Origin of the sequence: Arthrobacter celericrescens (assembly GCF_003614925.1) — a bacterium.
Classification (GTDB): domain Bacteria; phylum Actinomycetota; class Actinomycetes; order Actinomycetales; family Micrococcaceae; genus Arthrobacter; species Arthrobacter celericrescens.
This window is the reverse complement of the sequence record NZ_QYLP01000036.1, coordinates 1-13,784: the sequence shown is the minus strand read 5'-3', so window position 1 is coordinate 13,784 and position 13,784 is coordinate 1. Positions and strand designations below refer to the sequence as shown.

Annotated in this window: 11 protein-coding genes; 4 read left to right on the top strand and 7 right to left on the bottom strand. The window is 68.1% G+C overall.

Features of this window, described 5'->3' with window-relative positions; all coding sequences use genetic code 11:
- Positions 1-116: 116 nt before the first annotated feature.
- From D3654_RS09305 to D3654_RS09295, 3 genes are read right to left on the bottom strand one after another with little or no spacing between them, the layout of a single operon-like run.
- A complete protein-coding gene (locus D3654_RS09305) occupies positions 117-1,337 on the bottom strand; it encodes an MFS transporter (protein WP_120521221.1) in 1,221 nt (406 codons plus the stop codon).
- Positions 1,334-2,479 carry a GGDEF domain-containing protein gene (locus D3654_RS09300; RefSeq protein WP_120521220.1) on the bottom strand — a complete coding sequence of 382 codons (1,146 nt, stop codon included), beginning with the start codon at positions 2,477-2,479 and terminating at the stop codon, positions 1,334-1,336. Before D3654_RS09300 ends, D3654_RS09305 begins: the two co-directional genes overlap by 4 nt.
- 20 nt (positions 2,480-2,499) lie before the next feature.
- Positions 2,500-3,849 (bottom strand): MinD/ParA family ATP-binding protein, encoded by a 1,350-nt coding sequence (locus D3654_RS09295; RefSeq protein WP_245413162.1) that lies wholly within the window; start codon positions 3,847-3,849, stop codon positions 2,500-2,502.
- 139 nt (positions 3,850-3,988) lie between these two features.
- Between D3654_RS09295 and D3654_RS09290 the strand changes: the two genes are divergently transcribed.
- Positions 3,989-5,464 (top strand): APC family permease, encoded by a 1,476-nt coding sequence (locus D3654_RS09290; protein WP_120521219.1) that lies wholly within the window; start codon positions 3,989-3,991, stop codon positions 5,462-5,464.
- A 65-nt stretch (positions 5,465-5,529) separates the two neighbouring features.
- Here the strand turns inward: D3654_RS09290 and D3654_RS09285 are convergent, their stop codons facing one another.
- On the bottom strand, positions 5,530-6,345 hold the full coding sequence (locus D3654_RS09285; RefSeq protein ID WP_120521218.1) for an MBL fold metallo-hydrolase: 816 nt from the start codon (positions 6,343-6,345) through the stop codon (positions 5,530-5,532).
- Between the two features lie 243 nt (positions 6,346-6,588).
- Between D3654_RS09285 and D3654_RS09280 the strand changes: the two genes are divergently transcribed.
- Complete coding sequence (locus D3654_RS09280) at positions 6,589-8,118, top strand: FAD-dependent oxidoreductase (protein ID WP_120521217.1); 1,530 nt, start codon at positions 6,589-6,591, stop codon at positions 8,116-8,118.
- A gap of 19 nt (positions 8,119-8,137) precedes the next feature.
- On the opposite strand, the gene D3654_RS09275 is transcribed toward D3654_RS09280, so the two are convergent.
- Genes D3654_RS09275 through D3654_RS09265 form a run of 3 tightly spaced genes read right to left on the bottom strand, consistent with a single transcriptional unit; the run spans position 8,138 to position 11,978 of the window.
- Positions 8,138-9,661: a dihydrolipoamide acetyltransferase family protein gene (locus D3654_RS09275; RefSeq protein WP_245413161.1), complete on the bottom strand. Its 1,524-nt coding sequence runs from the start codon at positions 9,659-9,661 to the stop codon at positions 8,138-8,140.
- A 2-nt stretch (positions 9,662-9,663) separates the two neighbouring features.
- Complete coding sequence (locus tag D3654_RS09270; RefSeq protein ID WP_120521215.1) at positions 9,664-10,776, bottom strand: alpha-ketoacid dehydrogenase subunit beta; 1,113 nt, start codon at positions 10,774-10,776, stop codon at positions 9,664-9,666.
- The gene (locus D3654_RS09265; protein WP_120521214.1) at positions 10,773-11,978 is read right to left on the bottom strand and encodes a thiamine pyrophosphate-dependent enzyme; all 1,206 of its coding nucleotides are present in this window, start codon (positions 11,976-11,978) and stop codon (positions 10,773-10,775) included. Before D3654_RS09265 ends, D3654_RS09270 begins: the two co-directional genes overlap by 4 nt.
- A 192-nt stretch (positions 11,979-12,170) precedes the next feature.
- On the opposite strand from D3654_RS09265, the gene D3654_RS09260 reads away from it, so the two are divergent.
- On the top strand, positions 12,171-12,668 hold the full coding sequence (locus tag D3654_RS09260; RefSeq protein ID WP_120521213.1) for an Lrp/AsnC family transcriptional regulator: 498 nt from the start codon (positions 12,171-12,173) through the stop codon (positions 12,666-12,668).
- Between the two features lie 89 nt (positions 12,669-12,757).
- Positions 12,758-13,681 carry a phosphotransferase family protein gene (locus tag D3654_RS09255; protein WP_120521212.1) on the top strand — a complete coding sequence of 308 codons (924 nt, stop codon included), beginning with the start codon at positions 12,758-12,760 and terminating at the stop codon, positions 13,679-13,681.
- Positions 13,682-13,784 lie beyond the last annotated feature (103 nt).

The window sequence follows — 13,784 nt, the reverse complement described above, 5'->3', positions numbered from 1 at the left end:
TAGTTCGGCCGGTGGCCCGGCTCCCACCGCACATGTCCACCTCGCGACGCCAACAATGCGCATATCCCTGTCATGTCCATTGCCCGCCGCTGCGGACGGACATGTCCACCGGGAAGCTAGTAGTTCCGGCGGTGCTTCAGCTTCGGAAGCGCGACGGCGAACACCGCCACAGCCGCCAGGCCGAGTACCCCGCACGACCAGATCCCGGCGGCCAGGGACACGGCCGCCGTCATCGCGGAGAGCAGCATCGGCCCGCCGGTGCTGCCGGCGTCGGCGATGAACCGCCACAGGCCCAGGAACTGGCCCCGGCCGCGTTCCGGCGAGAAATCGGCACCCAGGGTCATGACCAGCCCGGAGCTGATGCCGTTGCCGAAGCCGATCAGCATGGCCGCAAAGCCCAGGCCCACGAATCCTCCGGACAGCGGGATCAGGAACAGTGACACGCCCATGATCACCGTGGATGGCAGGGCCACCCACAAGCGGCCCTTGCGGTCCATGAGCTTGCCTGCCGGGTAGAAGACCAGCATGTCGATCGCGCCGGAAACGCCGTAGATCAGTGAGGCGTGGGTGGCATCCAGGCCCAGGTGGTCCGCCCAGAGCGGGATGACCACCTGCCGCGAAGCACGCAGTGCCGCCAGCAGCAGCACGCCGCAGCCCACCGCGAACAGCACCATTGCATGGGCGGACGCGACGTTCCGCAGGGTCGGCTCCGGGCCCGCGGCGGCGTCCGGCGTTCCGGGCCCCTTCGCCACGAGGTCCGGGATAGTGAGGGAAAGGCCCGCGGCAGCCGCCATGGCCACGGCCCCCACCCAGAACGCGCCGGAGATGCCGATGAACTGCATGGCTGCCGCACCCACGAAGGGGCCGATGAACACCCCGATCCGGGTGCTGCCGCCCAGCGTGGAGAGCGCGCGGGCACGGAATTCCACCGGCACGGCTTCGGTGAGGTACTTCTGCCGGGCAAGGTTGAAGACGCTCGTGGCCATTCCGACGACGGTCATCGCCACCGCGAGCAGCCACAGCCCCTGCTGCAACTGCGGAGCGAGGGCTGCCGCCACCAGCGCCAGCGCACCGATCGAGCCCGCGCCGGTGATGGCCCAGCGCTCCCCGAAGCGGATGGTGATGAGCGACGCCGGGATGTTGAACAGCCAGGACCCCACACCGATGAGCGTGACCAGCAGGGCCGACAGGGCGGCGGAGGCGCCCAGGTCCCGGGCGGACAATGCGACCACCGGCAGCACCGCGCCTTCGCCGAGGCAGAACAGCACCGTGGGCCCGAACGCGGGGAGGGCAATACTGCGGAGCGAAAAGGTTGTGGAGGCCTTGGTGGTGCTCATTGGCTTGGCGACCCTGCGCAGACCACGCGGTTCCGGCCCTGTGCTTTGGCCTTGTAGAGCGCCGCGTCGGCCTCGGAGATCATGCCGGCGAGGTCCGCTTCGGAGCCGGTGCTGAGGGCGACGCCGTAGCTCACGGTCGGCAGCACGGGTTCGGCTTTCGTGTCCGTGAGCCTGCGGCTGATTGCGGCGGCGATGGTCTTCGCGCTCTCGAGGTTGGCCCCCGGCAGGAGGATGACGAACTCCTCGCCGCCGTACCGCGCCACGAAATCCGTGGAGCGGACGGAGGCCAGGCACGCCGAGGCGAAGGCTTTGATCGCGGCGTCGCCGGCACTGTGGCCGTGGACGTCGTTGAGGGTCTTGAAATGGTCAAGGTCCGCCAGGATCAAGGCGGCCACGGAGCCCTTGGCGTGGACTCGCCGAACTTCCTCGGAGGCGAGTTCCATGAAGGCGGAGCGGTTGAGGAGGCCGGTCAGGCCGTCCCGCGTGGCGCGTTCGCTGAGGCCGTTGATGAGCTGTTCGTTGCTCAAGGCGGTCATGCTGTACGAGACGGAGACCAGCAGCACCAGCGTGATGAGGCTGGTCATGGCGGGGTTGAAGTACGTCCGGAACACCGGCCCGAGCGGTCCGTCCACGAGGTACACCACCCAGCGGCAGCAGTAGTAGGCGGCCATGAATCCCGCGGCCACTGCGATGGTCCTGTGGACCTGGGACGCTCCCGGCTTCAGGAGCCACAGCTCACGCGATGCAAGCGCAATCCCCACCGTCATCATGCCGAGGTAGGCCAGCCCGCCGGACCAGGTGTCCGAGCCCGGGCTGTCAAGCAAAGATGCCACGGCGGTGAACGCAGGCCCGGCGGCGAACAGCCAGCGGGGCGTGCCCAGCAAGCGCAGGGAACGGGAGCCCGCCCAGACGCTGAAGGCCCCGGTCACCAGGAGCACGTTCCCTGCGGGGTTGGCCCAGGCCTGGTGCGGCGTGCCGTTCAGCAGCAGGGCCAGGTTGCCCGTGAGGAAGAACAGGAGCGCCACTGACCACCAGCCGCTGTAGCGCGAGCGCGTGCGGCGGAACGACGAATAGAACAGCACGAACAGGGTGAGGGTGACCACGCCAAGGGCCACCCTCAGGGTCACGGTATCGAGCACCATGTCTTGCCTGTCATCGTCGGCTAAACATAGCCGTCGACGATCGCGGCGGCGATCTCCTTGTAGGCGCGGCGCGTCTCAGGCCGCAACACGTCCAGGGTGACGAGGTCGCCGTCGGCCACTCCCCTGTCGTGCGGCACGGCAATCAGCTGGCGGCAGATCCCGGAGAGGTGTTCCTCGATGGCGCTCTTGTCCACGCGGGAGGACACCTCGTCCTTGTCCGTGATGACCACGATCGCGTTGCGTGCCAGCTCCTCGTAGCCGTGGCTGGCGAGCCAGTGTAGGGTGCTGCGGGCCCGTTTGGCGCCGCTCACCGCATACCCGGCGGCGATGATGAGGTTGTCCGCGGACTGCAGGATGCCCTTCATGGCGTTGTGGGTGACGCCGGTGCCGCAGTCCGTCAGGGCCACGGAGTAGTAGCTGGAAATCAGCTGGCGGATCTTCAGGTACTCCGCCGCCGTCAGGGAGTCCGACACCTCCGGGTCCTGCTCCCCCGCGATCAGGTGCAGGCGTCCGGCGTGGTGCATGTAGCGGGAGAGCCCGGTCAGCGAATCGATGCTCTCCAGGTTGCCCAGCAGGTCGGTGATGGTGCGCGGGGTGGAGCGCTGGTAGATGCCCTCGCCGAGCGCCCGCTCCACAAGGTCGCCGGAGTCCGGGTTGGCGTCGATGGCACACGGCGGGTCGCCGCGGTACTCGGCCAAGGTCAGGCCCACACCCACCGTGGTGGAGGTCTTGCCGATGCCGCCCTTGAGGCTCAGGATCGCGGTATTGAAGCTGCCCTGCAGCTGCCGGGAGATCCGCCGGGCCAGTTCGTCTTCCTGGCGCTGCTTGGCGCTGGGGCCGAGGTTCCAGGCGCCGCCGGTGAGCCGGTAGATCGCCCCGCGGAACCCGCCGACGGGCCGAGGCTTCTGCTCCTTCACGAATGAACCCGGGGAACTGATGAAGTCGGGCATCGGCGCCGAACGCAGGGCCGTTCGTTCCGTTGATCGGTCCTCTTCCGTGCCGGATTCCGTGCGCCGATCGTCGACGACGGCGGGAGTCTCCGCTGCCCGTGTCTCGGGGCCTGTTTCGGGGCCGTTTTCCGGGCCGCTTTCCGTGTCCGAGGCGTCGGCTGCGGCGGCCGCCGCGGCCCAGGAACTGCTCTGGATGAGGCCGCCCGAGGCGGATCCCTGGTCCGGCGGGTTTGCGGAGACGATGGGCATGGTTCCTGTCCGGGCATCGTCCTGGGCACGCCGGCGGTCGCGGCGGCTGCGGAACTCTGGCTGCCCTTCGGTAGCAGTGGCTGGGTCGTTGTCGTTCTGCACGGAATCCGCCATGGTGTCGTCCCCCCGGACCCGCAACGGCGCACGCTGCGGAGCTCGATTGAAATGCATCAAACGCCAAGTCTAAGGGCCAGCCGACACCGCTGCAGGTCAAAGCCGCCTCCGGTGCCCGTTCCACCCTGCGCTGTGTGACAAAGCGAACACACGCAGGAACAAGTCGCGGCCTGCTCCGGCGGACCATACTCCCTGCATGAAACCTTCACCACAGTCCCTTGGGCAGCCCACCGTGACGGCGCCGCGGCAGGATCTGCGGCGCGATGCGCTCGGCGTCGGCGGCATCGTGTTCCTCGTCCTCGCCGCCGTCGCCCCGCTGACCGGCATCATCGTGATCGCAACCATCGGCATCGCCGTCGGCAACGGCGGCGGCATGCCTGGTTCGTTCCTCATTGCCACCGCCATCCTGCTGCTCTTCGCTGTGGGGTACGCGCAGATGGCCCGCACCCTGGTCAGCGCCGGCGGCTTCTACGCCTTCGTGGTACGCGGCATGGGCCGGCCGTTCGGCCTCGCCGCCGGCTTCATTGCCATGCTGGGCTACAACTGCTTCGTCGCCGGGGCCATCGGGACCTCCGGCTTCTTCACCGCGACGGTGGTCAAGGACCTCACCGGACTGGACCTTCCCTGGTTCGTCTGGAGCCTGGTCTCGGTTGCCGCCGTCTTCCTGCTCAGCCGCCGCGGCATCGATGTCAGCGCCAAGGTCCTGGGGGTCTGCCTGGTGCTGGAAGTGTCGATCCTGCTGGTCCTGGATTTCTCGATCCTGTTCCGCCACGGTTTCGTGCCCGCGGCGTTCTCGCCCGAGTTCGTGTTCTCCGGTTCGCTCGGCCTCGGCCTGCTGTTCGCCGCCAACTGCTTTGTGGGCTTCGAAGCCACCGGTCTGTTCGGCGAAGAGGCGAAGGATCCGCGCCGCACCATCCCGAAGGCCACCTACCTGTCCATCCTCTTCATCGGCGCCTTCGCGGCCTTCACCAGCTGGGCGATCGTGAGCGCCCTCGGCGTCGAACAGGCGCAGGGCACGGCCGTGGAACATCTGGCCACCGGGGACCTCGTCTTCGCGATTTCCACCGAGTACCTGGGCGACTTCCTCACCAAGGCCATGATGGTGCTGCTGCTTGTCTCGCTTTTCGCGGCACTGCTGGCGCTGCACAACTCCGCATCCCGGTACATCTACGCCTTCGGACGCGTCGGCGTCTTGCCGCGCGCACTCGGCCGGACCCGCCCCGGCAGTGGCGCCCCGCAGAACGCCAGCATCGCCCAGCTGGCCTTCGGCACGGGCATCGCCTTCGTCTTCTGGATCGCCGGGCTCGACCCGATCACGGCACTCACGGCGTCCATGACGGGCTTCGGAACCCTCGGCATCCTGAGCCTGCAGCTCCTGGCCGCGGTGGCCGTCGTCGTGCATTTCCGGCGCCAGCGGGACCCGCGGCTCTGGCGGACGCTCGTCGCTCCCGGGCTCGGAGCCCTGGGCTTGGCATTGATCGTCGGGCTGGCGGTCTCGAACTTCCCGGCTCTGGCCGGTTCGGACAACCCCGTGATCGGCGCCCTGCCGTGGCTGCTGCTGCTTGCGGTGGTCGCCGGCGTGGCCACGGCGGCGTGGCTGAAGTCCCGGCGGCCCGCAGTCTATGAGGGGCTGAACCGGGACATGGAACGCTTCAGCGATTCCCCCCGCTGAGTGCTCGCTTGTGGCGGGATATTCCGCGGAATACCCGCCATAAATGAGCACTCAACCCGTAAGTCTCAGTAGTGGGGCTGCGTTTCCTGGAGCCGCTTGATGAACCAGCGCGACTGTTCCGGACCGTACGGCAGCACGGGGATCGCCTTGGTGGCGTCGGTGGGCATGTCCCGGATGGACTGCCGGGCCTGGCGCACCGCGGTGGTCATGGTGTCGGCGAGGGTCTTGACGAACAGGTCGCTGCAGGGCTTTCCGTGGCCGGGGATCAGGAACTCGTAGCGGTGGCGCAGGGCCGAGATGTGCCGAAGCACGTCCGCCCACTCTTCGGGGTAGGAATCCTCGAACGACGGGTGCGCGCCCTGTTCCACCAGGTCGCCGGTGAACAGGGTGCTCGGGGTGCCTACCAGGAGGTCGCCGTCGGTGTGGCCGCGGCCCAGGTAGAACAGGGTGACGGTCAGCCCGCCCAGGTCCACCAGCACGGGCTGGTCCTTGACGATGGCGTTCGGGATGACGATCTCCACCGCTTCGCCGCTTCCGGCGGCCATTTCCGGCTCGATGTCCGCCACCAGGCGGCGCTGGTGGTCGGCGTCGTCGTCGATGGTTGCAGCACAGTTGACGTGTGCCCAGAACTCGGTGACCCCGGCGTCGGCGAACACCGCGTTACCGAAGAAGTGGTCGTAGTGGGCGTGGGTATTGACCACCACCAGCGGCAGGTCCGTCTTTTCCCGGACGGCGGCCAGGATCTCGCGGCCCTGCCGGGGTCCGCTCCCGGTATCGATCACCATGGCGCGCTCCTGGCCCACCACCAGGCCCGTGTTCAGCAACCGCCCAGGGGTTTCCAGCACATAGTTATCCGGGCCTACTTCGAGCCAAGCTGACATTTCGTCTCCGTATCCAGACGCGTTCCGGCGGTGTTCAGGCCTCGATTCTACCCACGCAACGGCGGCACCCAGGGCAGATTCCGTGCCGTGCCAAGCCGCGTCCGCCGGGAAGCGATACACCCCCGACGGCGGCGGAGAACCCCTTGTTTCCCGCCCCGCCGTCTGCTTCCCTGAAGGTGTGCCGGGCCGCCGACGGACCACCCCAGGCGTGGTTGCCCCGGGCCGGCGGAAGGGACTTCTGCCATGGATTCCTTGTGGCTTCAGGGCAGCACCAGGATCGACAGCGATCAGTTCACTCCCGGAAGCAGCTACGACGTGGTCGTTGCGGGCGCGGGGATCACCGGCCTGGCTACAGCCGTGATGCTTGCCCAGGCGGGTTCCAAGGTGCTGGTTCTTGAAGGGCGCCATATCGGGGCGGCGGCCACGGGAAACACCACGGCCAAGCTGAGCCTGCTGCAGGGCATGGTGCTGTCCGGACTGCGCAGCATGTATTCGATCCGGCAGGTCCACGCCTACGTGGACGCGAGCCGGGCGGCACAGGAGTGGCTGCTGGGCTACCTCGAAGGGCGCGGCGTGCCGTTCCAGTACCGCGACGCCTACACCTTCGCCACCACGGCCGCGGGGGCGGAGAAGCTGCGCACAGAACTGGAGGTGTCCCTGGCGGCCGGCCTCGAAGTGGAGGCGACCCGCGAAACGGGGCTTCCGTTCGACGTCGAAAGCGCCCTGCGCCTTCCACGCCAGGCCCAATTCAACCCGATGGATGTCCTCAGGGCGCTGGCCGCGGATGTCCGGTCGGCCGGCGGAACCATCGTCGAAGGGGTGCGCCTCATGAACGTCCGGGCGGGCAATCCCCTCACCGTGGTCACGCGCCGCGGCGACGTCCGCGCTGGAACCGTGGTCCTGGCCACCGGCACGCCGGTCCTGAACCGTGGACTCTACTTTGCCAAGCTCCGGCCCAACCGCTCCTACGCCGCCGCGCTGCGGCTCCCGGACGGGCTCACCCCGCCGCCGGGAATGTACCTCTCGGCCGAGCCGCCCACCCGGTCGATCCGCGACTATCCGGGCGCTCCCGACGGCGGAGCTTCCGACGGCGGGTCCCCCGACGGCAGGCTCCTGCTGGTGGGCGGCTTCGGGCACCCGGGCGGGCGGGCGCCGTCGCCCAAGGCCAACCTGGACGAGCTCGTGGCCTGGGCGAAGGGACATTACCCCGGCGCCGAGGTGACGCACACCTGGTCGGCGCAGGACTACCAGGCGATCAACCTCATGCCGTTCTTCGGCAAACTGCCCCGGGGACGCGGCCGGATCCTCTTCGGCACCGGCTACAACAAATGGGGCATGACCAACGGCGTCGCCGCGGCCCTGGACATCGTCTCCGACATCACGGGAAGTCCGCAGGCCCCCTGGGCACGCACTATCCATTTCCGCACCACCGGACCCCGGGGGACGTCGTCGGCGGTGTCGTTCAACCTGGACACCCAGCTGCAGAACGTGCGCGATAACGCCGCCCTGAAAAAGAAGCCCGAGATCACGGAGGAGACCACGCCCGCGGAAGGCGCCGGCGTCACCGGGCTCTTCCATGGCAAGCCTGCCGCGGTCTGCACCGTGGACGGAGTCACCTGCCGGCTGTCTGCGCACTGCGCACACCTGGGCGGCATCCTGCACTGGAACGACGCCGAAAAGTCCTGGGATTGCCCGCTGCACGGCTCGCGCTTCTCAGCCTCGGGCAAACTCCTGGAAGGCCCGGCAACCCACAACCTGCTGAAGCTGCAGTAGAGCCGGTCCGGTCCCGATCCTAGAGGTCCGAGAGCACGGCTCCCGGGTTTTCGATGGCGTCCGCCACGTAGCGCAGGAAGCCGGCCGCGGTTTCGCCGTCGCACACCCGGTGGTCGAAGGCGAGGGTCAGTTCGGTGACTTTGCGGACAGCGAGCTGGCCGTCGACCACCCACGGCTTGTCGATGATCCGGCCGAGCCCCAGCATCGCCACTTCGGGGTAGTTGATGATCGCGGCGGACCCGTCCACGCCGAACACCCCGTAGTTGTTCAGGGTGAACGTGCCGCTGCCCAGTTCCGCGGGCGTGGCCTTGCCGTCACGCGCGACGGCGGTCAGGCGGCGGATCTCAGCGTCCAGTTGGCGGGCGCTGAGCTTCTCCGCACCCCGGACGGAGGGGACGACGAGGCCGCGGTCTGTCTGGGCGGCGAAGCCAAGGTTGATGCCGTCGAAGGCCACGATCTCCTGGCTGCCATCCGGCAGTGTCTCGAAGCGCGTGTTCAGCTCCGGGTACTTCTTCAGTCCGGCGGTGACGAAGCGGGCGATGAACGCGAGCAGGCCCGGCACGTGCTGGTCGCCGGCCTTCTTCAACCCTGCCCGCAGCTCCAGCAGCGCGGTGGCATCCACATCCACCCACACCGTGGCCTCGGGAATCTCGGAACGGCTCCGCGCCATGTTCGCGGCCACGGCCTTGCGCACCCCGCGGACGGCGGAGCGCGACGCCACACCGAGCCCGGTCCGGGCATCCAAGGAACCGGCAGGCGCTTCCGCAACGGCAGGTGCCGGCGCAGCCTTCCGAGGCTCCGCGATCGCGGCCTCCACGTCGCGCCGCAGGATCAATCCGCTCTCCCCCGACCCCGGAACGCTATCCAGCGAAACCCCATGGTCCCGGGCCATCTTCCGCACCAGAGGCGAAATCACGGCAGAAAGCTTCCCAGGAACCCGCGACGCCGCCACCGGAGTTTCCAGCGCAGGAACGACGACGGCGGCAGGAACCTTCCGAGGCCGGGTCCGCCGGGCCTCACCCCCACCGGACGTCCCATACCCAATAAGCACATTCCCAGACCCGGCCCGCTCCTCGGTGCGATACGCCTCGGCAGCGGGAGACGCAGAAGGTGACGATGAAGCACCGGCAGAAGGCGAGCCGACAGCGCCAGCCGGAGCGGATGATGCCGCCCCGGGAGTGGCATCGGGCCTTCCTGAGGCGGCAGCACCGTCCGCAGGACGAGTGCTGTCCGCCGAAGGGGCGGGGGCGGCATCATCCGCGGAGGCGCCGGAACCACCAGCGGAGGCAGCGGCCCCAACCCGAGCCACCGAAATCAGCGGCTTCCCGACGTCGAGCGTCTGGCCGGGTTCGCCGTGCAGCACGGCCACGGTGCCGGCGTACGGCGAGGGCACCTCGACGACGGACTTGGCGGTCTCCACTTCGGCGATCGGCTGGTCGACGCGGATTTCGTCGCCCACGGCCACGAGCCAACTAAGGAGTTCGGCTTCGGTGAGGCCTTCGCCGAGGTCCGGGAGGCGGAAGACTTGCAGTTCGGCGCTCATGGTCAGTTCTCCCATTGCAGGTCGTCAACGGCGTCGAGGATCCGGTCGACGCTTGGCAGGTAGTAGTGCTCCAGCTTCGGGGCGGGGTAGGGGACGTCGAAGCCCGTGACGCGGCGGATGGGGGCGGCGAGCTGGTGGAAGCAGCGTTCCTGGACCCGTGCCACGATCTCGGAAGCCACGGACGCGAAGCCGTGCGCTTCCGCGATCACCACGGCGCGGCCGGTCTTGCGCACGGACGCGGCTACGGTCTCGTCGTCGAATGGCACGATGGTGCGCACGTCGATCACCTCCAGCGAGCGGCCTTCCTCGGCGGCTGCCGCGGCGGCTGCGAGCGCGGTGGGGACGGAGGGACCGTAGGCGATCAGGGTGGCGTCCGTTCCCGAACGGGCGACGGCGGCCCTCCCCTCGCTGCTGGATCCTGCGGCCCGGTGGGCGGCGTGTTCGGCGGCGAGCGCCTCCAGGTCCACCTGGTCCTTTGACCAGTAGAGCTTCTTGGGCTCCATGAACATGACGGGGTCGTCGGAGTCGATCGCCTCGCGCAGCATCCGGTAGCCGTCGGCCACGGTGGCCGGGGTGTACACCTTCAGGCCCGCGGTATGGGCGTAGTAGGACTCGGAGGAGTCGCAGTGATGCTCCACGCCGCCGATCCCGCCCGCGTAGGGCACCCGGATGACCATGGGCAGCTTGAGGGCGCCGCGGGTGCGGTTGTGCATCTTGGCCACGTGGCTGACGATCTGTTCGAAGGCCGGGTAGGCGAAGGCGTCGAACTGCATCTCGATGACGGGACGCATGCCGTTCATGGCCATGCCCACCGCCATGCCGACGATCCCGGACTCGGCCAGCGGGGTGTCGAAGCAGCGCTGCTCGCCGAAGGCGTCCATGAGGCCGTCGGTGATACGGAAGACGCCGCCCAGGCGGCCGACATCTTCACCGAAGACCAGCACCGAGGCGTCGTCCCGCATGGCGTCGGCCATGGCGGTGTTGAGCGCCTTGGCCATGGTGACGCTCTGCGGTCCGCGGGCTTCGGCCGCCGCGGCGGCGCTGGCTGCCGCGCGGGCCGTGGCGGCGCTGACGTTGCCGTTCGCTTCCGAAGAGGTGGTGATGGTGGGGCTCATTTTCCTGCCTCCTTCTGGGCGGCTTTGCCGGCCTCTTCGCGTGCGAGTTCGTCGGCCAGCAGCGCGGATTGTTCCTGCAGCTGCGGCGTGGGGCTGGAAAAGACGTAACGGAACAGGTTCTGCGGCTCCACCGGCACGTCCTCGCCCAGGCCCTCGCGAAGCTGGGTGGCCACCGCTTCGGCGTGGTCGGCGATCCGGGCAGCTCCGTCGTCGTCGAGCAGTCCGCGGCTCCTGAGGTAAGTGTCCATGCGGCTGAGCGGGTCCTTGGCCTTCCACTCGCTGACCTCGGCGTTGTCCCGGTAGCGGGTGTCGTCGTCGGCGTTGGTGTGGGCCTGCATGCGGTAGGTGTTTGCTTCGACCAGCAGCGGCCCGGACCCCTCGCGGGCCAGCTTCACGGCACGGTCCAGCACAGCCAGCAGGGCCACGAGGTCGTTGCCGTCCACGCGTTCGCCGGCCATGCCGTAGCCCACGGCCTTGTGCGCCAGAGACGGGGCCACGGACTGGTGGCTCAGCGGCACGGAGATGGCGTACTTGTTGTTCTGCACGAAGAAGATCACCGGCAGGTGGAAGACGGCGGCGAAGTTCAGGGCCTCGTGGAAGTCGCCCTCACTGGTGGCGCCGTCGCCGCACATGGCCATCACCACGGTGTCCTCGCCGCGCAGCTTGGCCGCATGGGCCACGCCGACGGCGTGCAGCAGCTGGGTGGTCAGCGGGGTGCACTGGATGCCCACTTTGTGTTCTTGGGGGTCGTAGCCGCCGTGCCAGTCGCCGCGGAAGATGGTCATGGCCTGCACCGGGTCTACGCCCTTGGCCATGACGGCGACGGCGTCCCGGTAGGTGGGGAACAGCCAGTCGCCCTCGGACAGGCACATGGCCGCGGCCACCTGGCAGGCCTCCTGCCCGTGGCTGGAGGGATAGACGGCCATGCGGCCCTGCCGGACCAGCGCGGAGTTCTGGTCGTTGACGCGGCGGCCGACGACGAGGCGTTCGTAGGCGGCGATGAGTTCGGCGTCGCCCGGGATGGGATACTCGTGGCCGGGCTCGGTGCCTTGTTCGGCGTCCGGCTTGAGGGCGCCGTCCGGGGCCACCATCTGGATCTGGCGGCGGGCCGGGAGCATGTAGTCCTCGACGCTGATGCCGAACTTGCGCTGCACCTCGGATGCCTGGTCCGCGGTGGACTCCTGGCTTGCGGAGATCGTCATTGGTCCGTCCTTAGCTTTTCACTATTTGCCTCAAGTATGGTCCCCGGCGAAGTTTCGTATCCAGCTCTGGCCGAAATCATGGAAGGCCTTTCGAAAAGTGGCTATCCTTGAAGACGAATTGCGGAATGTGAGCTGGGTTACCGGCCGCACGTGGACGAATTGCGCGAAGTTCCTGCGCCTGAAGGAGTCACCATGGCCGAAACGGAAGAAGAACGGACGAAGGCCCTGCCGGCGCCGCCCGAGGTGCCGCTGGAAGTCTCCCTGGACGATGTGGACCGGGACATCATCGCCGAGCTCACGCGGGACGGGCGGATGTCCGTGACTCAGGTGGCCGGGAACGTGCACATCAGCCGCGCCCACGCCTACTCCCGCATCGGGCGGCTCACCGGCGAAGGGGTCATCACCAAGTTCACGGCCGTGGTGGATCCGGTCAAGGCAGGGCTGAAGTCCTCCGCTTACGTAACCCTGAAGGTGCAGCAGCATTCCTGGCGGACCCTGCGCGAACAGCTCCGGGCGATACCCGAGATCCAGCACATCGCCCTCGTGGGCGGCAGCTTCGACGTGATCCTGCTGGTGCGGGCCACGGACAACGTCCACTTGCGCCGGGTCATTTTCGATCAGTTGCAGTCCATGCCGGGGGTCATCGACACCCAAACCTTCCTGGTGTTCGAGGACGTGGATACCCGCTGAATGTCCATCGCCACCGGTGCCGTCGTCTCCTTGTTGCCGGGACTTCTCCTCCATCGCAAGCATGAACTGCCAACTCCTAGAATGAGCGGGTGAACCTTTCGCATCTCGGCGCGCCGATCGGGCCGTTGATTCGCGTCCACGGCGGGTACGCCAACCGGATGTACCGGCTCGACACTGACCAGGGGTCATTCGCGGTGAAGGAGTTGAATCTCGACGACCGTCGCTGGACCCATAACGTCGAGGACGTGTTCAGGTTCGAGCGGGCGGCCTTTGATGCCGGCATTCCGATGCCAGAACCAATCTCGGCCAGCCACGGCACCCTCGTTCACCGATGGGTCGAAGGCGAGAAGGTGCCTGAGGCGCCGGTATCGGCGGCGTACGCGTTTGAGATCGGTGAGATCCTCGCGCGCATCCACGCTCTCGACGTCGCGTGGACCCGTGTGTCGATCGAGGACCCGACGCCACGGGACTGGTCCGAGCTCGCCGCGCGGGCGGCGGCGACCGGACAGCCGTGGGCCGACGAGCTCGCCTCTCACGTAGAGACGTTCCTCGCAATTGCCCACTTCGTCGACACCTGCGAACGGCCCGGCCCCGTCGTGCTGACCCACAGGGATATCCAACCGTGGAACCTGCTCTCTCGGGAGGGTCGGCCGGTTGTGCTCGACTGGGAGCTCTCGGGGATGCTCGACCTGTCCGGTGAGCTCGGCTCGACCGCGCTGAGCCTCGCGAAGGGACCTGGCTTCGACGACATCAGGCCCGCCATTTTCCGCTCGGTTCTCGACGGCTATGTCGCAGGGGGCGGAGCGTTGCCGCCTCCAGGTCCAAGCTGGTTTGTGTTCATGATCGGCGGCTGGCTGGGGCACACCAGATGGAACATCCTCCGATGCCTCGCCGGTGTCGAGGTGAGCACCGGCCCCGGCCTCGCTCTGTCCCACGAGTCCGTGCGCAACGGGGTGCGCGGCCTCCCCGAACTGTTCGGCCGACTTCCGGAGATCGAGGCGTTGCTCGTGTAACAGTGACCTGCACGTCCTAGGAGACTGCTGAACAACGTGATCGTGGGGCGGGCGGAACGCCACCAATGGCCGTCAAGCGGCGTGTTCGGGTCAGCACCCGTGG

Excerpts from the sequence above, each read along its gene's own strand:
- D3654_RS09260 (WP_120521213.1), top strand. The coding sequence starts at position 12,171 with ATGGCCGAAACGGAAGAAGAACGGACGAAGGCCCTGCCGGCGCCGCCC.
- D3654_RS09300 (WP_120521220.1), bottom strand. The coding sequence starts at position 2,479 with ATGGTGCTCGATACCGTGACCCTGAGGGTGGCCCTTGGCGTGGTCACC.
- D3654_RS09265 (WP_120521214.1), bottom strand. The coding sequence starts at position 11,978 with ATGACGATCTCCGCAAGCCAGGAGTCCACCGCGGACCAGGCATCCGAG.
- D3654_RS09295 (WP_245413162.1), bottom strand. The coding sequence starts at position 3,849 with ATGCATTTCAATCGAGCTCCGCAGCGTGCGCCGTTGCGGGTCCGGGGG.
- D3654_RS09290 (WP_120521219.1), top strand. The coding sequence starts at position 3,989 with ATGAAACCTTCACCACAGTCCCTTGGGCAGCCCACCGTGACGGCGCCG.
- D3654_RS09305 (WP_120521221.1), bottom strand. The coding sequence starts at position 1,337 with ATGAGCACCACCAAGGCCTCCACAACCTTTTCGCTCCGCAGTATTGCC.
- D3654_RS09270 (WP_120521215.1), bottom strand. The coding sequence starts at position 10,776 with ATGAGCCCCACCATCACCACCTCTTCGGAAGCGAACGGCAACGTCAGC.
- D3654_RS09285 (WP_120521218.1), bottom strand. The coding sequence starts at position 6,345 with ATGTCAGCTTGGCTCGAAGTAGGCCCGGATAACTATGTGCTGGAAACC.
- D3654_RS09280 (WP_120521217.1), top strand. The coding sequence starts at position 6,589 with ATGGATTCCTTGTGGCTTCAGGGCAGCACCAGGATCGACAGCGATCAG.
- D3654_RS09275 (WP_245413161.1), bottom strand. The coding sequence starts at position 9,661 with ATGAGCGCCGAACTGCAAGTCTTCCGCCTCCCGGACCTCGGCGAAGGC.